This window comes from Enterococcus sp. AZ188 (assembly GCF_050544075.1).
GTDB lineage: Bacteria > Bacillota > Bacilli > Lactobacillales > Enterococcaceae > Enterococcus_D > Enterococcus_D entomosocium.
The window spans coordinates 1,814,260-1,840,592 of the sequence record NZ_CP172943.1; the positions used below are offsets into that span (position 1 = coordinate 1,814,260).

Sequence of the window (26,333 nt, forward strand, 5' to 3'; positions counted from 1 at the left end):
TGGAGTTGAAAGAATGGACAATAATTTTCATCAAAATCTACATATTCGAGCGGTGGATGAAAAAGACGTTGATCAGTTCAATGAACTGTTAAGCTACGTTTTTCAGATCACTGAATCGGATATTGAAGAAAGCGGCTATGAGAGCAAACGGGAAATGATTAAATCTAAGCGCCCGATCTTAGAGCTTTCCAAGGTCTTTGGCTGGTTCAATGAAGACAAGTTGATCTCGCAAATCGCCGTTTATCCTTGTGAAGTCAATATACACGGCAAATTGATCAAAATGGGCGGAGTGACCGGTGTTGGGACCTACCCTGAATATGCCGGACATGGCCTGATGAAAGACTTGATCAAGCTTGCCTTAGAAACCATGCGGGAAGATCAGCAATGGATCTCCTACCTTTATCCATACAATGTGCCTTACTATCGTCGCAAAGGCTGGGAGATTATGTCCGACAAGCTGACCTTCAAAATTCGTGATACCCAGCTTCCGAAAACCAAAGAAGTCCCTGGGATCGTAGAGCGCAAAGAAGTGGATGACCCTGATGTCTTTACTGTCTATAACCAATTCTCCCGGGAAAACCATGGCGCCTTGCAGCGGACCTCTTTTCACTGGGAAGAGTATTGGCGCTATGAAAATGAAGAAGAGCGCACCGCGGCTGTCTATTACAATGCCAGTGGTCATCCGACTGGTGTACTTTTTTATTGGGTAGCCGAAGAAGTCTTCCATGTAAAGGAAATGTTCTACTTAAATCAAGAAGCCCGCAATGGTCTTTGGAATTTTATCTCTGCTCATTTCTCAATGGTCTATTGGGTCAAAGGAGACATTTATTCAAATGAACCCCTGTCCTTCTACCTGGATGATAGCCAAATCAAAGAAACCATTGAGCCTTATTACATGGCGCGGATCGTCGATGTTGAACAGTTTTTGAAAAACTTCCCATTTGAAGCCTTTCAAACACCCTTTCACTTTGTTGTTTCTGACCCAGTTGCCGATTGGAACAACGGAATCTTCGGTGTCCAATACAATCACGGGGAGATCGTGGTTTCAAGAGAAGCCATCGGAAAAGCTGTCCAATTGGATATTCAGACATTGTCGTGTCTGTTGATGAATTACCGCCGTCCAGCTTACTTAGAGCGTGTGGAACGGCTAAATACCGATTCAGAAACACTGGCATTACTAGAATCGATCATCCCTGATATGGAAGCCTATTTCAGTGATTATTTCTAAACAACGAATCAACAAAACGTACAACTATGAATGATTAAGGAGTGTTTTTGAATGAAACTATATTTTGCTGCTCCCCTGTTTGCTGCTAGTGACCTCCGCTACAACGCCGAACTTGTTGCGTCGATTCGTCAGCAGTATCCGCAGCTGGAGATTTATTTACCTCAAGAAAATGCCGCGATCAATGATAAGTCCGCCTACGCGGATAGCAAAATGATTGCGTTGGCAGATACCGAAAAAGTACTGGAAAGCGATTTGATGATCGCTTTGCTGGATGGTTTGACCATCGATGCTGGGGTTGCCTCTGAGATCGGCGTCGCCTATGCAAAAGGCATTCCTGTTTTAGGGCTTTATACGGATAGTCGCCAACAAGGTGCCGACAATCAGCAAAAGCTGGCAGCATTACAAACCGTTGCGGAAAATCAGTTCCACTATGTCAATCTTTATACGGTGGGTTTGATCAAGCTAAACGGTGAGATTTATTCCTCTGAAGCAGCCCTTTTAGCTGGCTTAGCAGACTATCTTTCGGAGGACAACTAAATGGGGCAAAATTATCAGCGACTGCAAAAGGTATTCACTATTTTCGGTATTCTCGTGTTTTGTTTTTCTTTGTGGGAATTTTTCCGTGGCGTCTATCCGCAAACACAAGGACTGATTTTCTTGGGTCAAGCATTGCTTGGGATTTTATTGATCTTTGTCCCAGAAATGAGTAAAAAGTTCTTAAAAATCCAGCTACCAAATGCCACCGTTTACTTTTATTGGTTTTTCTTGCTGATCTCCGTATTCATGGGGACGATCTTACATTTGATCGAAACCATTGCTTTCTGGGATAAAATTCTACATGCGGTGAGTCCTATGGTCTTGACGGCTGTTGGCTATGGATTGATCTGTCTCTTACTAAAAGAAGTGCCCGTTTCAAAAGTTTCGCCTTGGTTATTTTTACTGATGGGCTTTGCTTTTGCTGGCTTGTGTGGTGTTTTCTGGGAGTTTTGGGAATTCATCTGCGACTCTGTTGGTGGAATGAATCTCCAACGTTATGCAACCTTAGATGGCACCCCGTTTATTGGTCGTGAAGCATTGATGGATACGATGGGCGATTTACTAACCAACACGATTGGTGCTGCTTTGATGGGCGTGATCGCGTATGTTCAAGGACGAGGCAAACCTGATTACTTTGAAAGTTATCGGATTAAAAAATTATCATAACCAACCTTTAAAAGCTTGTTGAAACCATCGTTTTTCAACAAGCTTTTTTCTTTTGTTCTTTTATTGATAAAGAAAAATTTATAAAAATACTTAAATAACACGGCTTATTTTTATAATTTCGCTGTCTAACAAGGTTCGACCTTTCTTACACTTCCCTATAAAACGGTTACAACTACAAGAAAATTCCCTCGTTTAATCATTTTTATTTCCCCAAAAAACCATGGTCTGTTATAATTACATTATTCATTTGACATTGCGTCAGTAAAGGAGAGGCTTATGGTTCTAACAGTGTTTTTTATTTTATGCTGCTTGATTTTTTCATCGATCACCTATGCGTTCTCTAAAGATGCCCGAAAATTTGTCCAACCTTTATCAATCAAAATTATTTTTATCGCATCAGCTATTATTGCGGTTTGGACAATGTTCTTTTCAATGGTTGCATTTGTCGCTTGGGTCATCTAAAAAAACATTCTTGCCAGTTGCGGCGTTTTCGCTGCATTGGCAAGAATGTTTTTTTGTGGTTAGAAAAGTTTGATTTGATTCAAAGGCCAAAAACGCAGCAGCACTTTCCCCTCCATTTGATCTTCTGTTACGACCCCGAAACTACGACTGTCCCGAGAGATCAAACGATTGTCTCCCATCACAAAATAGCTGCCTTCAGGAACAGTTACCGTAAAATCGTCGGTAAAGTGTTCTGCACCAGCGGCGATCTGCTGAAACATTTCGCGATAAGAATATTCGTCTTGTAATTGATCGTCCGCAAATTTCTCTTTAAACTCATCTAAATAGGGTTCTTCGTATACTTCTCCATTGATTGTTAGGACATCATCTTTCATCTCAATCGTATCACCGGGTAAACCAATCAGCCGCTTGACAGCGATTTTGCTTGGATCATCTGGTTCAACACATATCACGATGTCTTGGCGGTCATATGAAGAAATTTTTGATGCAATCAAACGCTGCTTATCGGCCAAAGTTGGATCCATAGAATGGCCACTGACTTGAACTGGCGTCAGGACAAACAAACGGATGAGAACCACGGCGACGATAAAGAAAAGCAGTAACCAATTCTCTTTTAGGATTTTTACCATAGCTGCTCTTTCGCTCCTTTACTGCATCTTTTGTCATTATCAAAGCTCGTTTCTGGCATTCTGACAAAAGATATCTTCCTCAATCTTACGTGGAATTTTTACATTGAGCAAGAGAAATCATCGATTTTTAAAAAAATATGACATTTCTAGTGGCCATAAAGAACCTTTTACGTTCGATCACGACTCAAGAAAGCAAACACATCTTTTCGACTTAGACTCCCTACGAGTTTCTGCTCTTCTTCAATCACTACCGTGTCATGAGTTGCAAATAAGGTATACAACTCATTTAAAGTAGTAGATGCAGCGATTTGAGGAGCCACTGGGTTGACTTCATCGCTGAAAAAGTTCATCCGCATCAAATCCCCTGCAGTGACCAGTTTTGCTTCGTCTTCACCGGTCTCTTCAAAAAAACTTTTCACAAAAGCAGTTTTTGGTTGCGAGACAATCACTTCCGGTGTATCACATTGGACGATCTTCCCTTGATTCATGACAGCAATGCGCGTACCTAGTTTTACCGCTTCTTTCATGTTATGCGTGACAAAAATAATCGTCGTCCCAAGCTCTTGGTGCAAATCGAGGACTAACTCCTGTAAGGAATTTCGAGAAATTGGATCAAGAGCACTAAAGGGCTCGTCCATCAGAATAATTTCTGGGTTAGCAGCTAACGCTCTTAAAATCCCGATCCGCTGCTGTTCTCCTCCTGACAACTCTTTAGGCATTCGATGGCGGTATTGCTCTGGGTCAAGTTTGACCTGTGTCAGCAAACGATCCACGGCTTCTGAGCGATCTTTTTTCGACCACCCTAACATCTCTGGGATTACTTCAATATTTTGCTTCACATCCATTGTCGGAAACAGGGCGATTTGTTGGAGAACATACCCCATTTGCCAACGCATTTTTTGGATATTGTATTCTTTGATTCGTTTTTCTTTGAAGTAAATATCGCCATCCGTTGGTTCTGACAACGCGTTGATCATCTTCAAAGTCGTCGTTTTCCCACTCCCAGAAGGACCGACCAAAACAAAGATTTCCCCTTTATTGATGCTCAGATCTAATTGATCGATCACTATTTTTTGATCAAACTTTTTACTGACGTTTTTAAATTCAATAATTGGTGTCATTCTTGTCCCTCCTTAATTAATCCTTCATCTATCAGGAAGGTACGCGCGACTTCTGCTGGATTTTTTCCTTCGACATTGACCTGATAATTCATTTCACTCATTTGTTCTTCGGTGATTTTACCTGCCAACTTTTCCAATGCACGGACGACTTCTGGATGTTCCTTGGCAAAGGCTTCTTTCATCAAAGGCGCTCCTTGATAAGGTGGAAATAGTTCTTGATCGTCTTCTAGAATAACTAAGCCATATTGACGCAATTCACTGTCCGTGGAATAGGCATCCAGTAGATTGATGTCGCCATTATTGATGGCTTGATAACGCAATGCTGGTTCCATACTTTGGACACTTGGAAAATCTAGCCCATAGAGTTCTTGGATGCCCGCATAACCGTCCGTCCGATCAATGAATTCGAGGGTAAAGCCGGCTTTGATTTGATTTTCGATTTTCTTCAAATCAGAGATCGTGGTTAGTCCATTTTCCTCAGCAAATTCTTTTTTCACAGCCAACGCATAGGTATTTTGATACGCCATCGGCTGAAGCAAGGTCATCTCAAACTGATCCTTTAACAGATTGACTGCTTCGGTATAGGTTTCGTCAGAGTCAAGTTTTTGACTAGCGGTTTTTTCCGGTACATCCACTAAACTCTCCAACACAGTTCCAGTAAATTCTGGATAAATGTCGACTTGGTCATTGTCTAAAGCACTGAATAAGAAAGAAGTTTTCCCAAAGTTAGGTTCCAATTCAACCTGTGCATCAGGATCTTCTTGCTCAATCAATTCTTTGTACATGTTGATCAAGATATCAGGTTCAGACCCTAACTTCCCAGCTATGGTAATGGTTTTCGGCGCGAAAAATCCGCTCTGTGAAAAAGAAACGCCGCCAATCAGCAAGATGATCGCTGCCAGCGTAATCAAGGTATAGCGCGGTTTCAGGTGTTGTAGATAACGGATCAACGTACTGAAAATAATAGCCAGTAAAGCAGACCCGATCGCGCCGATCAACGTTAATTCAGGGGCATTCCGATCGATCCCCAACAAAATAAAGGAACCTAGCCCACCAGCGCCAATCAGAGCGGCTAAAGTCGCTGTTCCGATGATCAAGACCAACGCCGTGCGAATCCCCGAAATAATGACAGGCAAGGCAATCGGCAATTCGACTTTGATCAATCGGCGCATCCGAGACATACCAAATGCCGCCGCAGCTTCTTCGATTGATGGATCGATCTCCGAAAGGCCAATATAGGTATTTTGAAAGATCGGCAATAACGCATAAATAACTAGTGCGATCAACGCAGGCGGCGTTCCGATCCCCACAAATGGAATCAATAAACCTAACAGTGCCAGTGATGGAATCGTTTGTAGCACACTCGTTATTTGTAGGCCGACTTCCGCTGCCCGTTTATGATTAACCAGCCAAATGGCTAACGGGACAGCAATAACGATCGCCACCAGCAGCGCAATGATCGACAATGACAAATGCTCAAAGACAGCTGTCAGCAATTCCCCTTTTCGCTCATTCAACGTTTCAAAAAAAGTATTCATCTTTTCATTCCTCTCCTACTCCATAAGAACAGTATAATCGAAGTGCGAATTTCCTCCAAACAACAAGCAAGGGGAACTTTTTTGTCTTATGTTGAGCGGCAAAAAAACGACGGCTGCCAATGAAACGGCAACCATCGTTTTGCATTTATCCATTTTTTATCTTTTTATTACTCGGTAATTGGCGTATTTTCAAAAACCAGCTGTTCGTTCAATAATTCAATCGTGACTTGGGTCTTTGGTAAGACTCTGCCAGCAACGATTTCTTTTGCCAATGGGGTTTCGACTTCTCTCGTGATAAACCGACGGAGAGGTCGCGCACCATATGCTGGCTCATAAGCATTTTCAGCGATCCAGCGTTTGGCTTCTTCAGTGATCGTCAACAGTATATCTTGGACTTCCAGTCGTTGTGACAGCTGTGCGATGATCTTGTCGACGATGCCTGTCACATCGTTTAGACTAAGCGGTGTGAACAAAATCGTGTCGTCGATCCGATTTAAGAATTCTGGTTTAAAATGCCCTCTCAAGAGATTACGGACATTTTCAGCAACGTTTTCTGGGATCGTCCCTTCTGCGGTCACGCCATCTAGCAAGACTTGAGAGCCGATATTGCTAGTCATGATCAAGACTGTATTTTTGAAATCAACGACTCGCCCTTTTGAATCTGTCAAACGGCCATCATCAAGCACTTGTAATAAGATATTGAAAACATCAGGATGGGCTTTTTCGATCTCATCCAATAAGACGATCGTGTATGGATTGCGTCGAACAGCTTCAGTTAATTGGCCACCTTCTTCAAACCCTACATAGCCTGGAGGGGCACCGACTAAGCGAGACACCGAATGTTTTTCCATGTATTCGCTCATATCGATCCGAACCATATGCTCTTCTGAATCAAAGAGATTGACCGCCAACGCTTTCGCTAATTCGGTCTTACCGACGCCGGTCGGACCTAAGAACAAGAAGGAACCTAATGGTCGATTTGGATCTTGCAGGCCAGCTCGTGAACGAATGACGGCATCACTGACGGCATCGACGGCTTCGTCTTGTCCGATCACTCGTTGATGCAAGGTCTCATTTAATTTCAACAGTTTTTCCCGTTCGCCTTCCACTAATTTCGCAACAGGAATCCCTGTCAAACGTCCAACGACTAGGGCAATCTCATTTTCGGTCACTGATTCTTGGACCATCCGAATGCCTTCATCTTGATTTTTTTCTTCCAGTTCAGCTAGTTCTTTTTCCAGTTGTGGAATCGTCCCATGACGAAGAACAGCTGCCCGTTCCAAATCATAGTTATTTTCAGCATCTTCCAACTCATGCTTGGCTTTATCGATCTCTGCCCGTTTGTTGGAAACTGCATTGACTTCTTCTTTTTCCGTTTCCCACTGCATTTTCATGGTATTGACTTCTTCACGCAATTCCGCCAATTCTTCTTGTAAAATGCCTAAGCGTTTTTTCGATGCATCATCGGATTCCTTTTTCAATGCGGCTTCTTCGATCTCAAGTTGCATCAAACGACGGGTAACTTGGTCGAGCTCAGTAGGCATCGAATTCATTTCCACCCGAATCGTGGCACTTGCTTCATCGATCAAATCGATGGCTTTGTCTGGTAAAAAGCGGTCCGTGATATAACGGTCAGATAAGGTAGCCGCTGCAACAAGCGCGTTGTCATGGATGTTGACGCCATGATGGATCTCGAACCGTTCTTTCAACCCACGTAAAATTGAGATCGTATCTTGAACGGTTGGTTCCTGTACCAGCACTTTTTGGAAACGACGTTCCAAAGCTTTATCCTTTTCCATGTATTGACGGTATTCATCAAGGGTGGTTGCGCCAATCGTATGCAATTCTCCCCGTGCCAGCATTGGTTTCAGTAAGTTTCCAGCATCCATGCTGCCTTCCGTCTTACCAGCACCTACAATATTGTGGATCTCATCAATAAAGAGAATGATGCGTCCATCGGCTTTTTTCACTTCTTGTAAGACAGCTTTCAAACGCTCTTCAAATTCACCTCTGAATTTAGCACCTGCGATCAAGGCACCCATATCCAGAGAAAAGATCGTTTTGTCTTTTAGGTTTTCTGGGACGTCTTTTCGCACGATCCGTTGTGCCAATCCTTCAACGATGGCTGTTTTACCAACTCCTGGTTCACCAATCAAAACGGGATTGTTTTTTGTCTTCCGAGAAAGGATGCGAATCACATCGCGAATTTCTTCGTCTCGTCCGATAATTGGGTCCATTTTTCCGCTGCGGACTTGTTGCACCAGGTCAACGCCGTATTTTTCTAAAGCTTTGTATTGTTCTTCTTGATTTTGTGAGGTCACACGATCCCCTCCTCTTAATGTTTCGATCGTTTGCTTGATTTCTTTCGCGCTGATTCCTTGTTTCTTTAAATACACCGTCAATGGATGATTTTTCAATTTCATCAACGCATAAAGGACGATTTCTGTGGAAAGATACTCGTCTTGAAATTCATTTTTTAATTGATCTGCCTCAGACAAAAGATGAAACAGATTTTGACTCATGGATTGACCATAACGAACATTTCCTCCTTCAACCGAAGGCAGTTCATCTAATAGTCGGTCGACTTCCTTTTCAAAAGCATCGACATCGAGACCTGTGTCCGTGTAAAAATTGCGGCCGAATTGATTGGCTTGCAATAAAATCTTCCATAAATGCGGAATATCAATTTCTTGATGGTGACGGGTCATGGCAATCTGCTGGGCTTCAGCGATAGCACTTTGTAATGTAGTCGTCATTTTTTCTGGGTTCATACTTTTCCCTCCCAAAATGGTAGTCAGAAAAAAGTACGCTGCAAGCAGTATCCTTTTTTCTACTCTTCTATTATACAACGTTGGTCAGTAATGGTCAAAAGTTTTCCCTCGAACATCAAGATTTTTTTCAGTATTCTTTCATGAAAATTGACAGATGGGAAGCAGCAATGGTATGCTAGGTCCTGATTGGTCAGGAACAATCGATTTTCCTGATCGTTTTGATCGCTTTTTGGCGATTTTTATTCAGTAAGATTATCTACTTAGCTGTAACGTCTACTGTTTACAGCTTTTTTATATGGAGGAAATGATGTTAACATTAACGAATATTAGCCAACAATTTGGCGACAAATTGCTTTACGAAGACGTTTCCGTTCAAATCAACCGTGGTGAAAAAGTCGGTTTGATTGGACGGAACGGCGCTGGCAAAAGTACTTTAATCAAAATCATTACAGGAGAAATTCTCCCCGATGATGGCTTCGTCCAATTTCCGAAAAATTTGAAAATGGGCTATTTGGATCAATACGTCAATGTTGATGAAACGCAATCGATCCGTGATTTTTTGCGCTCTGCCTTTGCAGAAGACTTCGAAAAAGAGCAACAGATTGCCGATCTTTATACTTCTTATGGCGAAAGCCTCGACGATAAGCTTTTAGAAAAAGCGGGCGAATTGCAAAATCAATTGGATCAAGGAAATTTCTACCAAATGGATACATTGATCGATGATCTAGCAGAAGGGTTAGGTATTTCGGTTCTCGGAATGGATACCCCCCTCGCTTCTTTAAGTGGTGGTCAACGCTCAAAACTGATCTTGGCAAAAATGCTGCTAGAAAAACCCGACATGCTGATTTTAGATGAACCGACCAACCACTTAGATGATGAGCATATCAAATGGCTGGTTGAGTTTTTACAGGACTTTACCGGTACCTATTTAGTCGTTTCTCATGATCGTCAATTCCTTAACGAAATCACGACCCATATCATTGATATCGAATTTGGCAAGCTTTCTAAGTATACGGGGAATTTGGACAAAGCATTAAAACTAAAAACGCTGCAAAATGAAAGCTATATGAAGCAATACGAAGCACAACAAGAGCATATCAAGAAAACCGAAAGCTATATTCGTAAATACAAAGCTGGTTCTCGTTCAACGATGGCAAAGAGTCGTGAAAAACAGTTGGCAAAAATTGATCGTTTGACCCCACCGCAAGATGTCCCTAAACCCCATTTAGGATTTGATTTGGCACCAATCGTTACCACCTTGGCCTTGGAAACCACCAATCTAGTCATTGGATACGACCAAAAGCCATTACTCTCCCCGATCAACCTAACGATCCGCTATGGCGAAAAAATTGCTATACGGGGATTTAATGGGATCGGTAAATCAACATTGATCAAAACGATTCTTGGTGTGATCCCAGCAATTGAGGGATCCGTTTCTTACCCACAGCATACAAAATTCAATTACTTTTCTCAAGACCTTGACTGGGAATATCCATTGCAGACCCCTCTTCAATACCTTGAGGATCTTTTTCCGAAGGCCACCAACAAAGAATTGCGACGGCAACTTTCTCGGGCAGGTTTACCTAGCCAATTAGCCCAAGAAGAATTGAAGCTATTAAGTGGTGGTGAACAGACAAAAGTCAAACTAGCCGAAATGATGTTGATCAAAAGTAACTTCTTGATTCTTGATGAACCGACCAACCATATCGATCAAGATACGAAAAACAATTTGGAAGAAACCCTAGCGGCCTTTCCTGGAACAGTTTTGATCGTTTCCCATGAAGGCGAGTTTTATGAATCCTTTGTTGATCGGATCATTGATTTGAAAGACTAAAAAAACACGCTTATCCTCTACTCGAAGATAAGCGTGTTTTTAACTTTCCACTTTTTCTTTTCTTAATTCAGTCAACTCTTGGCTAATATCTTTGCGTTTTTCTTTCATTACATAAGCAAAACCAATTATGAAGGGCCAAATGAATGTTGCTAAACGGTACAGTAGCATGGAAGACGCAGCATCGACCGTGCCAACTAATGGACTAAAAAGCAGCATATAAATAAATTCAAATGATCCGATCCCTGCCGGTGTTGGAATCACCCCGGACAAGACGACGGCAAAACTGATGAAGGATAACGTCAACAAGAAATCGATCTCTGGATGCTGCACAACAAGAATCACATAAGGAATCACATACCAAGGCAGCATCTTCAAAAGATTCCACAAATAGATACGCAAGAAAGCGGTGCGGTCGGTAATGATAGCATTGACTGTTTCTCGTAAAGAATAAATTTGGGTGTTGCATTTGTCAACGATTCCTCTTAATGTCGCACTTTTGAACAGCTTATTGCTGACGATCACGAAAAAGACTTGAATGTTGATGCTGACCGAAAGTGCTAACAAAGCGGCAATGATCAAAAAAACGAGTACGATCCCCGCTAAAATTACCCAAATCATATTGGGTGCATTGTCATAGAATAGCGAAAATTGAATGATCAACCCAGCGATTGCATAAGTCAATATGGCGAACTTATACATCACCATGTGTAAGGTGGTGACCCCAACGCCCTGTGACAACTGCAAGCCATTTTTACGGTAAAAATTCACCTCTGAGATTAAGGTGCCTGCCCCAAACGTCACAATCCGATAAAAACCACTGTAACAGACGGTCAGAAACCCCGCCTTGGTTGTGAATTCCGGTTGGAAAGTCACGGCAATCTCTTTGACTGTTCGTCCTTCAATCACTAGGTACAATGTGCCAAGCCCCATAACCAGTAAGACGACGAGAAAGCTGGTCTCTCTTAGCCCCGCCAAAATATCCATCATCGAGTTACGGACAAAAAAATACATCACACCCAGAATCCCTACTAGTAAAAGTAAATTAAGGGCGAACTTCACTTTAGTTTTCATATTAACTCCTTGCTTGTTATACCGAATTTATGCAAAAAAGACCATCAGCAGGATAGCAAAAACGGTGCCAAAAGCAAAAAAGAGGTGAAACTTCTTCTTTCTTGTTTTGTGGCGAAATACGCGTTGCGCAATTAAACCGCCTAATCCTCCGCCAATCGCCCCCATAAAAAGGAGATTTGCTTCGGGAACCCGCCAACCTTGTTTCACTGCCTGATATTTATCATACCCCATCAGACAGAAAAGATAAAGATTGACTGCAATTAAATAAAACCACAATGGATTGTAAATCAGTGCATTCATCCATTTCCTCCATATGATTGATCGTAGGGATCATTATTTTGATTCTTGTGCTTCTTCAGGTACCAGCATCGTCAAACCATGTTTGATAACTTTCATCTCAATCGGTAGATCATCCGTTGGGTCGCCATCGGTTCGAGTATGAACCGTTTTTTCTTTGGCCTTTATTGAGACCTTTGCGGCAGTGAAATATTCAACACTTGGTACTTTGGCAATTCTACCACGAATAATTCTTGGTAAATACAAAATAAATCGTAAAATATTCAGTTTTGGCAAAAGAATGATATGAAACAATCCGTCATCAGGCTTTGCTTCTTCATCGAAGTTCTTAAACCCACCTGCTGAATTCGACATGACGATCGTCAGTAATTGAGTTTTCCCCTGCCATTTCCGTTCGTCAGCAATGACTTCTAATTTGTATTGTTTCTTTTTGATCAACAGATGAATGAACCGTTTCATAAACGCTAACGGCCCATATTGCTGTTTTTCTTCTTGGGAAGTGGCTGCGGCGGTATCTGCCAGAAGACCAATGGTCATGGTCGAGATCATGACTTGATCATTGACCGTCCCGTAGTCGATCGATCGCTCAACCCCCGTTAAGATCGTCTCGAAGGCCTCTTCGGGCTTCACCGGTATCCCCAACATTCTGGCAAAATTATTTACGGTTCCACCAGGAATGATGCCGACCTTCAACACATCTAACTTTTCTTTAAAGGTTTGCAATCCATGATGGATCGTCCCATCTCCACCAATAATCACAATCGTATCGACTGCGTGTTTTTCGGCAGCCTCTCGAACGTCTTTGGGATCCACGTCTGGATTTGAGGCCTGCAAGAACGCTTGATGCTCTTCGCCTTGTTCTTTCACATAGGCTTGGAATTTTTCTGCTGTTTCTTTTGCTTCACTTTTCCCCGCTGTATCATTGTATAAAACGAGAATTTTCATCCTATTCACATCCTAAAAAGGCCGGGTCTTACGCAAGACCTGCGTGAAGAGTTCCCAGCCCAAGAGTTTTTCATTTATTCCAACAAATCAAAAATCAACGTTTATGCTTGAGCATTCAGTTCGGCGATTTTCACAATCACATCGGTCGCTTTCATCATTGATTGTAGTGAGACGAACTCATAACGTCCGTGCATATTTTCTCCACCAGCAAAGATATTCGGTGTTGGAATCCCTAAATAGGAGATTTTCGAGCCATCGGTTCCACCACGAACAGGTTCTGTTATCGGAGTGATTCCCACTGCTTCCATCGCATCTTTTGCTAGATCAATGATACTCATATCTTTTTCGATGATTTCTTTCATGTTGTAGTATTGATCATATAGATGAACGTGTACTCTCGGTTCATCAAAGCGGGCATTCAAGCTTTCTTGAACCGCTAATAATTGTGCTTTTCTTTCTTCAAAACGGGTCCGGTCATGGTCTCGAATAATGTATGCCATTTTCGCTTCTTCTACTGAGCCGCTGAGACTCATCAAATGGAAGAACCCTTCTGTCCCTTCGGTTTTCTCAGGAACTTCATCAGCCGGTAGCGCATTTTGAAAATCGACTGCTAGTTGCAAAGCGTTGATCATGGTGTCTTTAGCAGTTCCAGGGTGGACATTTTTTCCTTGGATCGTAATTTCAGCTTGCGCCGCATTAAAGGTCTCGTATTGCAATTCTCCTACTGGACCGCCATCCATTGTATACGCAAAATCAACATTGAAATCTTCAACATCGAATTTATCTGCACCAACCCCAATTTCTTCATCAGGGCCAAATGCGACTTTGATTTCCCCATGTTTGATCGTTGGGTTTTTAAGTAAAATTTCCATGGCTGTCATGATTTCTGCAATACCTGACTTATCATCAGAACCTAATAAAGTAGTACCATCAGTAGTGATCAAGGTTTCCCCAGCATAATTTTTTAAATTCGGAAAATCTTTTGTATTTAATATGTATTTTCCTTCTTTATCTAATTTAATGGTTGATTCGCCATCGTAATTTTCGATGATCTGCGGATCAACATTCTCTGCATTAAAATCGGCAGTATCCATATGGGCGATAAAACCGATGGAGCGTACGTCATGATCCACGTTACTTGGTAATGTTGCGATCACAAAACCATTTGATTCATTGTAATGAACATCGCTTAATCCTAATTCTTCAAGTTCTTTTTGCAGTTCTTTGGCAAACGCGACCTGTGTTTGGGTAGAAGGTGTTGTCGTGCTTGTCGCATCAGAGCGAGTTTCTGTTTTTACATAATTCAAAAAGCGAGGCAATAAATTTTCGTACATAAAAGATTCTCCTATCTATAGTCAAATGGATTTGTTGAAGTGGTGGAAGGAACAAAGGTCACAGCCCAGTTCTCTTCTGCTTTCCACTGGTTTAATTTCTCAATAAACCGAGGAATACATTCCTTTTCGATATTGTGCCCTGGATCGATCCCAATCAACCCATTGGCTTGCATGTCATGGGCGAAATGGTAACTGATATCGCCAGTGATGTACACATCCGCTTGATGGCGTAAGGCATCCGAATAAAACGATTGGCCACTGCCGCCGCAAATGGCGATTCGCTGAATTTTTTCAGGTGCACCAGGAAAGCTGACGAGGCGTAAAGCAGTCAAACCAAAGCGCTCTTTGACACGTTCGACAAACTGATCAAGGGAAAGAGGCTCAGCGAGGTTGCCAACCCGTCCGATTCCATAGGTTTTCGGCAAATTGTCTAAGGCATACAGATCATAAGCTGGCTCTTCGTAAGGATGAGCAGCGATCATTGCCGAAAGCACCTTTTTCTCGATCGTTTCTGGAAAAATGACTTCGATCTTCGCTTCTTGCACCTGTTCTTCTTTTCCGATCTCACCAATGGCAGGATGTGCCGCTTGCAGTGGCGTAAAGCGACCGGTGCCAATCAAGGAATAGCTGGTATTTTGGTAATTGCCTTGCTGACCAGCACCTGCTTTACCTAATGCCTTTCGTAACGCTGGTGCCGATTCAACAGGGGTAAAAACAGCTAGCTTCTTCATTTTTACTTGATGGGTTTGCTTCAAATACGTGTCGGGTTCAACTTCTAATAGTTCACAAAACCAATCGTTCAAACCATCTTCAATAATATCCATATTGGTGTGGGCGGCGTAAACGGCAATATCATGCTTGACGAGATCCATTAGCATCTTTTGTTGTGGATCATCTGTCAGCAAGCGGTTCAAAGGCCGAAAGATCGGTGGGTGTTTGGCAATGATCAAGTCGATCTTTTTCTCGATGGCTTCTGCAACCACTTCTGGACGTACATCAAGAGTCATCATGACTCGCTCGAGCGGTTTGTTTAATGTGCCAACATGTAGACCAACAGGATCGGCTTCTTCTGCCAACCACAAAGGGCAGTATGCTTCAAAGCGTTTGATAAATTCTTGACCAGAAATCATGCCAACACCTCCTTGATCCTTTCGATCTGATCCTTTAATTCATTGATTTTTTCAGCAGGTGGTTCTTTGGCTTTCTCTAACTCTTTAATGACGCGTTGTCGTTGCTTTAATTCATGTTGCCATTTTTTAAGGAAAACTGGATTTTTTTCTTTTAATAAAAAAGGACCAAAAAATAATTGCTGGGACGTATACGTCGTTTTTCCAGTTTCCGCAACGATAATTTCATAGTTTTTGTCGTTTTCTTCTAAAAGTACTTCATGAATGATTATAAAGTTGTTGCTAACGAGCCATTCTCGCAAAGTCCGTTCCCCAACATTCGGTTGTAAGACCAAGCGTTTGACTCCCGCTAAGCGATTTTTCCGGCTACCTTCTTCTAAAATCGAACGTATCAGTGTGCCGCCCATTCCAGCAATGACAACGGTGTCGATGTTGTCTTCAGGTTGAATCGCGTCCAGTCCATCTGCCAAGCGAACCACGATTTTATCAGCTAACCCGTTCTTACGCACTTGTTTGCTGGCAGAATCATAAGGTCCTTGAACAACTTCTCCAGCTACAGCATAAGAGATTTTGTTCTGCAGCATCAATGCAACAGGCAAGTAAGCATGGTCGGAACCGATGTCGGCGAAACGTGCTTGGTCGGGAATTTGTTCGCCCACGCAAGCCAAACGATCCGATAATGCATGTTCGTTCATATTGTCACTCCTTCTTTTGTAGTATAACACGCTTTCCATAAATAGAAAAAAATGTGCGTCTTGACTGTGGTGCCATTGCCAAGGCGCACATTGCATTAATCGTTCACTAATTCAACCTTTTGAATCGAGTTACCGGGAATTTGCGGTGGGATCGACATCGTCATGATCGGTATGCCTTGCAACGTCACCTGGACGGTAGCACCTTCCGTCAATTCCTCCAGATCTCCTGAATAAGCCTCGACTGGGACATGTAGGATGACCCCATCATTTTGAAAACTTTGGACGACTTGATCGTCATCTTCCACTGCCGCCACCTCTTTCAAAAAGAGTGAAAAGGTATCATCCGATCCTGCTATCGCATCTTCTTGGATAACACCAGTAAAAATTGCGGCTGTTTCCGTTTCTGATGTACTATTTGATACGGAACTGGTCTGCTCGCTAGTTTTAGAAGTTCCAGTCTCCCCATTTGCAGCGCTGTTTCCCTGATTGCCGCAAGCTGTTAAAAGCAGCATTGCTGCAAAGGATAATCCTATTATTACCTGTTTTGTCATCATCTTCTTCCTCCAGTAATAGTCAGTTATTGGCCATCATTTCGTCGGTTTTTACCAGTCATTTGAATTTCTTGTGTCAAATAACGGATACGTTCCATAATGCGCTTGGCTTTTAATGGTTCGGATTCACCTCGTTGCGTCACCGAAAGATGCTGTTCCAACTCATGCATAGTAAAATTCGAAGTAAAGAAGGTCGGCAGTTGTTCTTGCATGCGGTATTGCAATATGACACCGAAGACTTCGTCGCGAATCCAGCTGCTCATCGCATCAGCACCGATATCGTCCATCATTAAGATTGGGGCTTTTTTCACTGCGTTCAGCTTATCCCCCACCTGATCTTTGCCGATTGCTTGCTTCATCTCTACTGCAAATGTCGGGAAGTGAACCAATGTCGTCGTGTAGCCTGCCTCCGCTAAATCTCTGGCGATCGCGCCAAGCAGATAGGTTTTTCCGATCCCAAAACTTCCCACAAAGTAAAGTCCTTTATGAAACTCCTGTGGATTGGCTGTCAACTCACTAATAAAATCAACGGCAGCTGCGATGGCCTCCATTCGGCCAGGCGTTTGCTGATAATCTGCAAAACTTGCTTCTTGTATATCTTTAGGCATATCCATCGCTTTGATGCGACTGCGAATTTCTTCTTGTTTTTGATATGCCAGTAGTTCTTTCGTTGGTACATAGGTGACGTCAATAAAATGAAAATTTAATGCTAAGCGCGGCTCATAGCCAGGTGCGATCATGGATGGATCATTGATGCGGAATTTCCGCTTTTCTTGGACGAACTCATACAGTTTCGCATAGCTTTTTTGAATATCTGCTTCGGTCAATACCTCTTCATTTTCGGCAATAAACGCTTTGACATCAGGATCTTGTAAAACCTCTGCCATCATTGCTGAAAACTGATCACGGTAATTGCGTTTATCCAATAGTTTTCCTAAGTTTTTCCCTACATCTTCCATTACTTGTCACCAGCTTTCTTATGCAAGTAGTTTTGCAGTTTTTTATCTAATTCTGCTTGTCGCTCTGGTGTTAAGGCTGTCTCTTCCACTGGTTTTTCAGCCCAAGAAGGCAGCTTTTCTTCGCGAATGATTTTTTTGCCACTAGTTTGTGGTCGGCTGCGTTTTTCCTTGGCACTTCGAACAAGGCTCCGAACATGTTTGATGGCATCTTCTGCCGTGCCGATTTTTAATTCTGACCATTGGGCGGCGATATTGTTCACATAATTCCCTGACAAAGCGGCATTGTTTTGGACCACCAAGACATAATGAACCAGAACATTGATCACACTATTAGGCAATGGTGACCGTTCGACAAGGCTCTTGATCAGCCATTGTTCTGAATCCGTCATGAAACTGTTTTTCTCCGCTTTGATCGCCTTTAGAAAAGCGATCGGTGCATTGTTCTCACTTTCTTGAATCAATAATACATCATTTTCTGAAAAACCATTCTGTTTTAAGGTATTGAAGCGGCGCAACTGACTTTCCGCTTGGGGATCTTCTCTTTTTGATGTTTTCGTGAATGTTTGTCGTGATTTCTTCATGATGGCTTGTTCCAGCTTTTTCTGGTCGACCTCGCCTGTTGTCAAAGAAACATTGTCCGCCATCAAATCCAACAATTCCAACACATCATAGCCATATAAGGAATAATATAGAACTAACTTTTGTCGAAAACTTGGCGTGAAATTAGCGGCACGGATATACCGACGCTGCGCTTCATATAAAAGAAAGTCCCAATCCAACTGCTTTTCGTCAAGCACCAAGTTCGCATTGGTTTCTTGAAAAGAATCACTGACTGCCTGTAACGTTTCTTCATGGGAAGCAAAACGTGCGGTATTTAACCCATAGGCGGCTGAGAAGGATTGAGTCACTTCCTGATAATCGGTCAAGGAACACTGCTTTGGCTGATACAGCTTGACCAGCTGATTAAATTTACGCTCTCCGACTCTTTCCAACAACAGATAGGCATACAATTCATCTTGAAAAAACGCTGCTGGATGGACCGGTTCTTGCAACCAATACAGATAGGAGGATCCGTTTTGCAAATCTGCTTTTTCATATGATTTCAGCAAGCCGATACCTTCTAGGTTTTGCTTGGCTTTTATGAAGCGAGGCATTCCGACATTCATGGCATTCAAGATATCTAGATGCACGGTCGTCATCGACTCCTCGCCAGAAATGCTTTGGGCTTGGACATCGCTTGCTAGTGTCAAATACAGCGCTAAAGCATCACTTTCAATAATTGGTTGATACAAATAAATGAGGGCGTCTTTCCCTTCCGTTGTAAGTGGACGGCTTTTGAACACTTTGTACGATTGATTCGGTAAACTATTGCCCACTTGTTGTCCCCCTCTATTCTTGTGGTTCTTTCGCTTTTTCGACGATGTCTTGTAGTTCTTTTAAGAAAACTGACATGTCTTTAAACTGGCGGTATACACTGGCAAAACGGATATAAGCGATCTCGTCTAAATCAACTAGATCTTCCATCACATACTCACCAATTTGTGTCGTAGATATTTCATTTTCACCAAGAGCACGGACACGACTTTCCACATGATCGACGATTGTTTCCATCTGATCCATTGTCACTGGTCGTTTTTCAGCAGAACGAATCAAGCCCCGTAAAATTTTTTCTCGGTTGAATTCTTCACGGGCACCATTTTTCTTGATCACAAGCAAGGGTGCCTCTTCAATACGTTCAAATGTTGTAAAGCGATAGCCGCAATTTTCGCACTCACGACGACGGCGAATCACACGTCCATCATCGGCTTGTCGACTATCAACTACCCTCGAATTGTTATGATGACATTTTGGACATTGCATAGTTCCACCTCATTTTCTCTCTTATGCGCTTACGTTTTCACGTAAAGTCATCGGTTTCTATGATTAATTATAACATGAAATCCATTGGTACAATAGCCAAAGTGGTTTATTCTGTTCATTTAATACAAAATTTAAATAATGCTATAACTGTTGTTTTTTTCAATGAGAAAAAACGGCAGAAAGATTTCTGCCGTTTCATTTCGTTATTTATCTTTCATTTGCAGCAAAGAAACAAAATCATGCAAATTTGCTGGCTGTTCCAACTGCTGATTGCACCTTTGGCTATCACGGCAAATATAATTCCCGCGTTTCGTATATGTTCCATCGCCGTTGCTCTTGGTCAAAGAAAGAAACATCGACACATTTCCTTCATGCTGGCACAAGGGACAGATCCCTTTTTTGACCTCGGTTGACACATGACCGTGAAGTCCTGTAAATCCCTGCTCAGTGGCTATGATCATAAACTTGCTTTGACTACCGATATCATCCCAAGCAAGATAAGTGGTCTCTTTTAAATCAACGGAAGCAAAATCAGGTATTTTCAGTTTTTTTACTTTCCGAAACATTTTTTCAATTTGTTTTGTTGTCGGCGCCTGAAAGGGTCGGACGTACTCTTTGAGTTCTGTTAACAGCTCATTGCTGCGACTGATCGTCATCCCCTGTTGAAAGAAAGCAGCTAAAATTTCACGTGGTGCTGTTTCTTCTTCAGGAAAAAAATGTTCTATGGCGTCTTTGGTCATCGTTTCAACCGTTTTGATCGTTCGAGGATCATTCACCGATTGATAGGTTCGAACTAATTGGTATACTTGATGTTTAATTGAATGAAATTGGTAAGGTTCGATCATAAAAAAGCCTTCTTTCTAATTTTCCGTTTCCTATTGCGGCTGTTCTACTTTCTTGACAGTCGTACACAATGCATAAATAAGCATTTGATGACCACCTCCCAATTTCTTTGCTTCTCTCTATGCGATCTTAATGGATTATAATGAGATGTTGAGCAATTGTCAACTGAGCAGTAGTCTCTTGACTCTTCATCCACTCTGGTTAACAAAAAAATGCCTCGTCTAGAAGACGAAGGCATCCGTGTTCAGTTATAATTTATCTTCAATTCCAGTATAATGCTTCAGCTGGTCTGCATCTCGACGATCGGCAGAAGAAATTTTATTGGCATCAGGATTTTCAGCTCGCAACAATTCTTCACTGCTGACATTTTCTGGGGTAGTTCGATCATTGCGGGCATCGCGCTCGTCATTTTGATCTTCTAATTCATTGACTCTTTTTTGATCGTGCTCTTTCTTGATCTGACCTTCGTGTGCTTGTTCTTTCCCAGAATGGGCAAGTTCTTCATTATTGGTCCACTCACCGATTTTTTCTTTAGCCTTGCCAACGATCACATCTTTTTCGTCTTTAAAAGTACCCATAGTTATCATCCCTCCTGTATAGTTTCATCATAACAAGCATTCTGAATTCTGACAAAAGATATGAATGCGATACCAAACAGTCAGCAAAATGTTTTTCTTTATGCTATAATATGAGCGATTATTTTCTGAATATTCTTACAACTGGAGGTGAAGAACCTGTTTAAGGTTCGACAATAGATGACAATCCTCGATTTCCAACAGGTTTCATTCGTTCGCGACAAGAACTATTTATTAAAAGCGATCAATTGGCAAGTGAAAAAAAATGAGCATTGGGTGATTTTAGGTCTGAATGGTGCTGGCAAAAGTTTATTACTCCAAATGATCACGGGAAGTTTATGGCCTTCTTCTGGTCAACGAACGGTCTTAGGTGAGCGTTACGGAAAAATGTCTGTGCCCGATCTTCAACGGCGCATTGGTTGGGTCAGTTCAGCGCTGCAAAGCAAGTTTTATGGTCGCGATCTTGCCGAAGAGATCGTTCTTTCGGGGCTTTATTCCAGTATTGGTCTTTATGAGTCCTATGAAGAAGAGCAGCTGATCCAAGCAAAAGCGCTTTTGACTGACTTAGGTTTGTCGCATTTGATCCATCGTTCCTATCACGTCCTTTCTCAAGGGGAAAAACAATTTGTCATGATCGCACGGGCCATGATGGCACAACCAGAGATCCTGATTTTGGACGAACCTTGTACGGGCCTTGATCTATTTGCGCGAGAAGAACTGCTAACCCGTCTGGAGGCTTTTTCACAACTGCCGAATACACCGACTCTTCTTTACGTTACCCATCATACAGAAGAGCTACTACCGATTTTCACTCATTTGCTGATGTTAAAAAACGGCAAAGTCCACGCCGCTGGTCAACGAGAGACGATTTTTACTGAGGAGGTTCTCACCTCTTTTTATGATCAGCCGATCGTTCTTCACCCCTTTTCCAGCAATCGCGTGATCGTGACCCCAAAATAAATCAGGGCTGGTACTTTGATATTTAACCATTCATAAACGATCGTCTTACTTTCCAAACCAAACAGTTTCCGACATGTTTCAGCGCCAGTTGTTTTTGGAAATGATAGGGCTAGGTTTGCTATTGAAAGATAAAATAGCAGGTTCCCTTTTACTGAAGGGAACCTGCTGTCTTATCTATTTGTTTAAGGATGCTAACCAATCATCGATCTGCTGATTGAGTTGGGCGATCGTTCCTTGATTATCAAAGACAATATCGGCCCGTTGTTTCTTTTTCTCAATTGAAAGCTGACTGTCGATTCGTTGTTGCGCTTCTTGCTCATTCAACTGATTACGTGCCATCAACCGCTCTTTTTGAATGGCTTCTGGCACATAAACGACTGCGGTTTGATCCATGTATTGGTCATAGTCGGCTTCATAAAGCAAAGGAATGTCAACGATCAACAATGGCACTTCCTGTTTTTTTTCTTCGATCTGAGACAAAATCTCTTGTCGAATAAAAGGAGATAATGTCTGATTCAGCATGCGGCGTTTTTCTGGATCGTTAAAAATCAAAGCACCGAGGGTTTGTCGATCTAGGTGCCCATCATCGGTCAAAATCTGCGGACCAAAGGCTTGCGTCACCGCCTGCAAGCCCTCCGTATTCGGTTCAACGACTTCTCTTGCGATGATATCGGCATCAATAATCGGTAAACCCAGTGATCGAAAATGCGCGACTGCAGTACTTTTTCCAGTGGCGATTCCCCCAGTGACGCCTAAAACAAAACTCATTTGTTGGACCTCACATGCAGTTTTTGACACTGAGGACAAAAATGCGTCCCTCGTTGGGCAACTTTGATCTTGACGATTGGTGTGCCACATCGGCCACAAGGATTGCCTGTCTGGCCATAGACATTTAATGACATTTGGAATTTCCCGGCTTCTCCTAGTGCATTGAGATAGGTCCGAATGGTAGTTCCGCCTGCTTCAACAGCTCGTTCTAAGACATCGATAATTGCTTCATGCAGCACATCTACTTCAGTTGGCATTAATGAATCCGCTGGTTGCTCTGGATGGATTTTTGCTTGCCACAGCGCCTCATCTACATAAATATTGCCCAAACCAGTAACGAGCTTTTGGTCAAGCAATAACGGTTTGATGGCTTTTTTCGAACGCTTCAATCCTTGTTCAAATGCCTCTAATAAAAACAATTCAGGCTTAGGCTCAGGACCTAATTGCATGATGCCTTTATAGGCTGCGCTTTGGTCTTTATCCACTAAGGTCATACGTCCAAATTTTCTTACATCATGGTAATTTAACTGACTGCCATCCGTAAAATGGAAAATGACATGTGTATGTTTATCGACAATCGGGTCTGACTCAAAATACTCGTACTTGCCTTCCATTCGTAGATGAGAGATCAGATCATAATCTGTCAATTTAAAAATCAAAAATTTTCCACGTCGTTCAAATTTTTCAAAACGTTGCCCTTTCAAAAGCGCCGAAAAGATCGGTACTTCAGGACTTTCAATGATTCGCGGCCACAGGATCTCGACCGATTCGATCGTTTTATTCAAAACAAGTTTTTCAAGTCCTTTACGGACCGTTTCAACTTCTGGTAATTCCGGCACCTCTGTTCACCTCATTTATTTTGCATCGTACCATGTTTTGCCCCAATTGCTGTCTGTCAGTAAAGGGACATGCAATGCAACGGCTTGCTCCATCACTTCTTTCACTAAAGCGTCAAGACGAGGCAATTCAGATTCAGGTACTTCAAAGACTAGTTCATCGTGTACTTGCAGCAGCATCGTTGCTGCTAATTTTTCTTCTTTCAAACGTTTCGCCAAATCGATCATGGCAATTTTTAAGATATCCGCCGCACTGCCTTGAATCGGTGTATTGATGGCGGTTCTTTCGGCAAAAGTTCGAATATTGAAATTGCGAGAATTGATATCAGGTAGGTAACGACGGCGATGATACAAGGTTTCAACGTACCCTTTGTCCTTCGCCTCACGAACCACATCCTCCATATACGCTTTCACACCAGGATATTTTTCAAAATACGTATCGATGTATTGTTGGGCGGCTTTTCTGGTGATTCCTAGATTCTGTGATAATCCATAATCAGAAATCCCATAAACGATACCGAAGTTGACCGCTTTGGCTTGACGACGCATATTTGGTGTCACATCTTCTGCTTTTTCGATACCAAAGACTCGCATCGCTGTACTTGAGTGGATATCCTGACCTTCGATAAAGGCTTCTTTCAAATGGGTATCATCTGAAATATGTGCCAACACCCGTAGTTCGATTTGAGAGTAGTCAGAGGAATAGATCACCCAATCAGTTTCTCGTGGCACAAAGGCTTCGCGGATCTTTCGACCTTCTTCTAAACGAATCGGAATGTTTTGCAGGTTCGGATCGACAGAACTTAAACGACCAGTTTGGGTCAAGGTTTGTACATATCGCGTATGGACTTTGCCATCTCCTTGGATCACTTTTAATAAGCCTTCTACATAGGTTGATTGGATCTTAGCGATTTGACGATAAGTCAAAATGTCTTCAACGATTGGTGCTTGCTCTTTTAGTTGTTCTAACACATCGACTGCGGTCGAATAGCCAGTTTTGGTTTTTTTGATGACAGGTAAGCCCATTTTTTCAAATAAAATCACACCCAGTTGTTTCGGTGAGTTTAAGTTGAAGGTTTCTCCAGCTTCGGCGTAGATTTTTTCTTCAATTTCATGCAACCGTTGTGCAAATTCGCCCTTCATCTGATGCAAGCGAGACGCATCAACTTTGATGCCGGTAATCTCCATCTCAGCTAAAATCATTGATAAAGGCAATTCCATTTCTTCAAAGAGCGCTGTTTGATTCTTCGCTGCCAATTCTTCCGTAAGTTTTGGGGTTAGGTTTGTAATCGCCGCTACTTTACGGGCTAAATGAGCAAAGAAGTCTTCCTCATCCGCCGGCAGCCCTTTTTTCGCTCCTTTTCCATAAATCGCTTCATCCGATTGGATCGCATCATAGCCATAGTGAGCGGCAACACCTGCGATGTCATTATTCGTATCATTCGTGTCTAAAAGATAAGCTGCCAATAAAACATCAAAAGCGATTCCTTTTGGTGCTGTCGTGTACCGGTTTAACGCCACGTACGTGCGTTTGGCATCATAGACGAATTTATTACGTTTCTCGTCTTTTAACCAATCGGTAAAGACTGGACTTTCAAACAATTCTTCACGATTGCTGACATAAATTTTTTCTTGATTGCCCCAAGCAACACCGACGATGTCTTCCAAATGATAGTTATCCCCCATCATTTCGACATACAATGCCATGTCTCCTTGGAACATATCCTCCGTTACTTCTTCAACGACGGAAAACAAAATGTCTTCCATCTCAACTGGTTCAGCTGTAATTTGCAGCTTATCTAAGAAGCTATTAAAGTTCATTTCTTGGTAGAATGGCACCAATTTCTCTAAATCTTTGCCTTCATATTTCAGTTTGTCGACATCGACCTCAACGGGCGCATCCACATCGATGGTTGCTAATTGTTTTGAAAGAAAGGCGATCTCACGGTCATTGATCAAGTTTTCTTTCATCTTGCTTTTTTTCATTTCATCGATGTGTTCATAGATTCCCTCAACGGAGCCATATTCCTTTAAAAGCTTAATGGCTGTCTTCTCACCAATTTTGGTGACGCCGGGAATATTATCGGAAGCATCGCCAGCTAGTCCTTTCATGTCGATGATTTGTAAGGGTGTTAGGCCGTCATATTTTTCAGCCACATGAGCGGGCGTATAACTTTCAATTTCGCTAACGCCTTTGACCGTAATGTCAACTTTCACGTGCTCCGTTGCCAGCTGGGTCAAATCGCGATCGCCAGATAAAACGACGACATCAAATAGCTCTTTATCGACTTTATTTGCCAATGTGCCAATGATATCATCGGCTTCATAGTTATCTAATTCGTAGTATTGAACACCTAACGCGTTGATCAATTCGCGAATGTAAGGCATTTGTTCTTTAAATTCCCCAGGGGTTTTTGAACGCCCACCTTTATAATCTTCATACATCGCTGTCCTGAAGGTGGTTTTTCCAGCATCAAAAGCCACTAAAACATGTGTTGGCTGTTCTTTTGCCATCACATTTTCAAACATAGTATGAAACGCATAGATGGCATTTGTGTGCAGCCCGTTGGCATTTTTAAACCGTTCTAATGAATTATGCAACGCAAAAAACGCGCGAAAAGCCACACTATTCCCATCAACGAGTAGTAATTTATTTTTTGGCATTTGATTACTCCTTTTCTCAAAAAGTTCCTCTTTATTCTATCAAAGAACGGGCACAAAAGCGA

Annotated in this window: 25 protein-coding genes; 6 read left to right on the forward strand and 19 right to left on the reverse strand. The window is 42.2% G+C overall.

The window, feature by feature from the left end; genetic code table 11:
• Positions 1-13 precede the first annotated feature (13 nt).
• The 4 genes from IGI86_RS08460 (at position 14) to IGI86_RS08475 (ending at position 2,893) form a co-directional block, all read left to right on the forward strand.
• Entirely contained in the window at positions 14-1,228 is a 1,215-nt protein-coding gene (locus IGI86_RS08460; protein WP_005235821.1) for a GNAT family N-acetyltransferase, read from the forward strand.
• A gap of 51 nt (positions 1,229-1,279) precedes the next feature.
• Positions 1,280-1,765 carry a nucleoside 2-deoxyribosyltransferase gene (locus IGI86_RS08465; RefSeq protein ID WP_010748216.1) on the forward strand — a complete coding sequence of 162 codons (486 nt, stop codon included), beginning with the start codon at positions 1,280-1,282 and terminating at the stop codon, positions 1,763-1,765.
• Positions 1,766-2,431 (forward strand): hypothetical protein, encoded by a 666-nt coding sequence (locus IGI86_RS08470; RefSeq protein ID WP_008380055.1) that lies wholly within the window; start codon positions 1,766-1,768, stop codon positions 2,429-2,431.
• 276 nt (positions 2,432-2,707) lie between these two features.
• Positions 2,708-2,893, forward strand: coding sequence for a hypothetical protein (locus IGI86_RS08475; protein WP_005226019.1), 186 nt, complete (start codon positions 2,708-2,710; stop codon positions 2,891-2,893).
• Between the two features lie 59 nt (positions 2,894-2,952).
• Here the strand turns inward: IGI86_RS08475 and lepB are convergent, their stop codons facing one another.
• The 4 genes from lepB to clpB form a co-directional block, all read right to left on the reverse strand.
• Complete coding sequence (gene lepB, locus IGI86_RS08480; RefSeq protein ID WP_060792036.1) at positions 2,953-3,522, reverse strand: signal peptidase I; 570 nt, start codon at positions 3,520-3,522, stop codon at positions 2,953-2,955.
• 167 nt (positions 3,523-3,689) lie between these two features.
• Positions 3,690-4,643: an ABC transporter ATP-binding protein gene (locus tag IGI86_RS08485; protein ID WP_005235811.1), complete on the reverse strand. Its 954-nt coding sequence runs from the start codon at positions 4,641-4,643 to the stop codon at positions 3,690-3,692.
• On the reverse strand, positions 4,640-6,181 hold the full coding sequence (locus IGI86_RS08490; RefSeq protein ID WP_061054205.1) for an ABC transporter permease/substrate-binding protein: 1,542 nt from the start codon (positions 6,179-6,181) through the stop codon (positions 4,640-4,642). The genes IGI86_RS08485 and IGI86_RS08490 overlap by 4 nt, the downstream gene beginning before the upstream one ends.
• A 167-nt stretch (positions 6,182-6,348) precedes the next feature.
• On the reverse strand, positions 6,349-8,952 hold the full coding sequence (gene clpB / locus IGI86_RS08495) for an ATP-dependent chaperone ClpB (protein WP_042890726.1): 2,604 nt from the start codon (positions 8,950-8,952) through the stop codon (positions 6,349-6,351).
• A 307-nt stretch (positions 8,953-9,259) separates the two neighbouring features.
• Between clpB and IGI86_RS08500 the strand changes: the two genes are divergently transcribed.
• On the forward strand, positions 9,260-10,786 hold the full coding sequence (locus tag IGI86_RS08500; RefSeq protein ID WP_034872663.1) for an ABC-F family ATP-binding cassette domain-containing protein: 1,527 nt from the start codon (positions 9,260-9,262) through the stop codon (positions 10,784-10,786).
• Positions 10,787-10,825: 39 nt separating this feature from the next.
• On the opposite strand, the gene IGI86_RS08505 is transcribed toward IGI86_RS08500, so the two are convergent.
• The 12 genes from IGI86_RS08505 to IGI86_RS08560 form a co-directional block, all read right to left on the reverse strand.
• Positions 10,826-11,857 (reverse strand): lysylphosphatidylglycerol synthase transmembrane domain-containing protein, encoded by a 1,032-nt coding sequence (locus IGI86_RS08505; RefSeq protein WP_430617929.1) that lies wholly within the window; start codon positions 11,855-11,857, stop codon positions 10,826-10,828.
• A 27-nt stretch (positions 11,858-11,884) separates the two neighbouring features.
• Entirely contained in the window at positions 11,885-12,157 is a 273-nt protein-coding gene (locus IGI86_RS08510; RefSeq protein WP_005235800.1) for a DUF1294 domain-containing protein, read from the reverse strand.
• A 33-nt stretch (positions 12,158-12,190) separates the two neighbouring features.
• Positions 12,191-13,099: a diacylglycerol/lipid kinase family protein gene (locus IGI86_RS08515; protein ID WP_016611838.1), complete on the reverse strand. Its 909-nt coding sequence runs from the start codon at positions 13,097-13,099 to the stop codon at positions 12,191-12,193.
• A 101-nt stretch (positions 13,100-13,200) separates the two neighbouring features.
• Positions 13,201-14,433 carry a peptidase T gene (pepT, locus tag IGI86_RS08520; RefSeq protein WP_430617930.1) on the reverse strand — a complete coding sequence of 411 codons (1,233 nt, stop codon included), beginning with the start codon at positions 14,431-14,433 and terminating at the stop codon, positions 13,201-13,203.
• Between the two features lie 11 nt (positions 14,434-14,444).
• The gene (locus tag IGI86_RS08525) at positions 14,445-15,563 is read right to left on the reverse strand and encodes a Nif3-like dinuclear metal center hexameric protein (RefSeq protein WP_430617931.1); all 1,119 of its coding nucleotides are present in this window, start codon (positions 15,561-15,563) and stop codon (positions 14,445-14,447) included.
• Positions 15,560-16,255, reverse strand: coding sequence for a tRNA (adenine(22)-N(1))-methyltransferase (locus tag IGI86_RS08530; RefSeq protein ID WP_429947615.1), 696 nt, complete (start codon positions 16,253-16,255; stop codon positions 15,560-15,562). Before IGI86_RS08530 ends, IGI86_RS08525 begins: the two co-directional genes overlap by 4 nt.
• Positions 16,256-16,350: 95 nt before the next feature.
• Positions 16,351-16,809 (reverse strand): hypothetical protein, encoded by a 459-nt coding sequence (locus tag IGI86_RS08535; protein ID WP_429947616.1) that lies wholly within the window; start codon positions 16,807-16,809, stop codon positions 16,351-16,353.
• 23 nt (positions 16,810-16,832) lie between these two features.
• Entirely contained in the window at positions 16,833-17,765 is a 933-nt protein-coding gene (gene dnaI / locus IGI86_RS08540) for a primosomal protein DnaI (RefSeq protein ID WP_008380067.1), read from the reverse strand.
• Positions 17,765-19,141 (reverse strand): replication initiation and membrane attachment family protein, encoded by a 1,377-nt coding sequence (locus IGI86_RS08545; RefSeq protein ID WP_301389206.1) that lies wholly within the window; start codon positions 19,139-19,141, stop codon positions 17,765-17,767. The genes dnaI and IGI86_RS08545 overlap by 1 nt, the downstream gene beginning before the upstream one ends.
• A gap of 13 nt (positions 19,142-19,154) precedes the next feature.
• On the reverse strand, positions 19,155-19,625 hold the full coding sequence (gene nrdR, locus IGI86_RS08550) for a transcriptional regulator NrdR (protein WP_005226004.1): 471 nt from the start codon (positions 19,623-19,625) through the stop codon (positions 19,155-19,157).
• A gap of 203 nt (positions 19,626-19,828) precedes the next feature.
• The gene (locus tag IGI86_RS08555; protein WP_429947617.1) at positions 19,829-20,470 is read right to left on the reverse strand and encodes a FusB/FusC family EF-G-binding protein; all 642 of its coding nucleotides are present in this window, start codon (positions 20,468-20,470) and stop codon (positions 19,829-19,831) included.
• 246 nt (positions 20,471-20,716) lie between these two features.
• Complete coding sequence (locus tag IGI86_RS08560; protein WP_008380072.1) at positions 20,717-21,046, reverse strand: hypothetical protein; 330 nt, start codon at positions 21,044-21,046, stop codon at positions 20,717-20,719.
• Positions 21,047-21,223: 177 nt separating this feature from the next.
• Between IGI86_RS08560 and IGI86_RS08565 the strand changes: the two genes are divergently transcribed.
• Positions 21,224-22,003 carry an ABC transporter ATP-binding protein gene (locus IGI86_RS08565; protein WP_086372998.1) on the forward strand — a complete coding sequence of 260 codons (780 nt, stop codon included), beginning with the start codon at positions 21,224-21,226 and terminating at the stop codon, positions 22,001-22,003.
• A 174-nt stretch (positions 22,004-22,177) separates the two neighbouring features.
• Here IGI86_RS08565 and coaE read toward each other — a convergent pair whose 3' ends face one another.
• The 3 genes from coaE to polA are packed head-to-tail and all read right to left on the reverse strand — an operon-like array spanning position 22,178 to position 26,271.
• Positions 22,178-22,771, reverse strand: coding sequence for a dephospho-CoA kinase (gene coaE / locus IGI86_RS08570; protein WP_016620073.1), 594 nt, complete (start codon positions 22,769-22,771; stop codon positions 22,178-22,180).
• The gene (gene mutM / locus IGI86_RS08575; RefSeq protein WP_016620072.1) at positions 22,768-23,610 is read right to left on the reverse strand and encodes a DNA-formamidopyrimidine glycosylase; all 843 of its coding nucleotides are present in this window, start codon (positions 23,608-23,610) and stop codon (positions 22,768-22,770) included. Before mutM ends, coaE begins: the two co-directional genes overlap by 4 nt.
• 15 nt (positions 23,611-23,625) lie before the next feature.
• The gene (gene polA / locus IGI86_RS08580) at positions 23,626-26,271 is read right to left on the reverse strand and encodes a DNA polymerase I (protein WP_430617932.1); all 2,646 of its coding nucleotides are present in this window, start codon (positions 26,269-26,271) and stop codon (positions 23,626-23,628) included.
• Positions 26,272-26,333 lie beyond the last annotated feature (62 nt).

Bases quoted from the DNA above. Each gene is read 5' to 3' on its own strand.
- IGI86_RS08460 (WP_005235821.1), top strand. From the start codon at position 14: ATGGACAATAATTTTCATCAAAATCTACATATTCGAGCGGTGGATGAA.
- IGI86_RS08465 (WP_010748216.1), top strand. From the start codon at position 1,280: ATGAAACTATATTTTGCTGCTCCCCTGTTTGCTGCTAGTGACCTCCGC.
- IGI86_RS08470 (WP_008380055.1), top strand. From the start codon at position 1,766: ATGGGGCAAAATTATCAGCGACTGCAAAAGGTATTCACTATTTTCGGT.
- IGI86_RS08475 (WP_005226019.1), top strand. From the start codon at position 2,708: ATGGTTCTAACAGTGTTTTTTATTTTATGCTGCTTGATTTTTTCATCG.
- lepB (WP_060792036.1), bottom strand. From the start codon at position 3,522: ATGGTAAAAATCCTAAAAGAGAATTGGTTACTGCTTTTCTTTATCGTC.
- IGI86_RS08485 (WP_005235811.1), bottom strand. From the start codon at position 4,643: ATGACACCAATTATTGAATTTAAAAACGTCAGTAAAAAGTTTGATCAA.
- IGI86_RS08490 (WP_061054205.1), bottom strand. From the start codon at position 6,181: ATGAATACTTTTTTTGAAACGTTGAATGAGCGAAAAGGGGAATTGCTG.
- clpB (WP_042890726.1), bottom strand. From the start codon at position 8,952: ATGAACCCAGAAAAAATGACGACTACATTACAAAGTGCTATCGCTGAA.
- IGI86_RS08500 (WP_034872663.1), top strand. From the start codon at position 9,260: ATGTTAACATTAACGAATATTAGCCAACAATTTGGCGACAAATTGCTT.
- IGI86_RS08505 (WP_430617929.1), bottom strand. From the start codon at position 11,857: ATGAAAACTAAAGTGAAGTTCGCCCTTAATTTACTTTTACTAGTAGGG.
- IGI86_RS08510 (WP_005235800.1), bottom strand. From the start codon at position 12,157: ATGAATGCACTGATTTACAATCCATTGTGGTTTTATTTAATTGCAGTC.
- IGI86_RS08515 (WP_016611838.1), bottom strand. From the start codon at position 13,099: ATGAAAATTCTCGTTTTATACAATGATACAGCGGGGAAAAGTGAAGCA.
- pepT (WP_430617930.1), bottom strand. From the start codon at position 14,433: ATGTACGAAAATTTATTGCCTCGCTTTTTGAATTATGTAAAAACAGAA.
- IGI86_RS08525 (WP_430617931.1), bottom strand. From the start codon at position 15,563: ATGATTTCTGGTCAAGAATTTATCAAACGCTTTGAAGCATACTGCCCT.
- IGI86_RS08530 (WP_429947615.1), bottom strand. From the start codon at position 16,255: ATGAACGAACATGCATTATCGGATCGTTTGGCTTGCGTGGGCGAACAA.
- IGI86_RS08535 (WP_429947616.1), bottom strand. From the start codon at position 16,809: ATGATGACAAAACAGGTAATAATAGGATTATCCTTTGCAGCAATGCTG.
- dnaI (WP_008380067.1), bottom strand. From the start codon at position 17,765: ATGGAAGATGTAGGGAAAAACTTAGGAAAACTATTGGATAAACGCAAT.
- nrdR (WP_005226004.1), bottom strand. From the start codon at position 19,625: ATGCAATGTCCAAAATGTCATCATAACAATTCGAGGGTAGTTGATAGT.
- IGI86_RS08555 (WP_429947617.1), bottom strand. From the start codon at position 20,470: ATGATCGAACCTTACCAATTTCATTCAATTAAACATCAAGTATACCAA.
- IGI86_RS08560 (WP_008380072.1), bottom strand. From the start codon at position 21,046: ATGGGTACTTTTAAAGACGAAAAAGATGTGATCGTTGGCAAGGCTAAA.
- IGI86_RS08565 (WP_086372998.1), top strand. From the start codon at position 21,224: ATGACAATCCTCGATTTCCAACAGGTTTCATTCGTTCGCGACAAGAAC.
- coaE (WP_016620073.1), bottom strand. From the start codon at position 22,771: ATGAGTTTTGTTTTAGGCGTCACTGGGGGAATCGCCACTGGAAAAAGT.
- polA (WP_430617932.1), bottom strand. From the start codon at position 26,271: ATGCCAAAAAATAAATTACTACTCGTTGATGGGAATAGTGTGGCTTTT.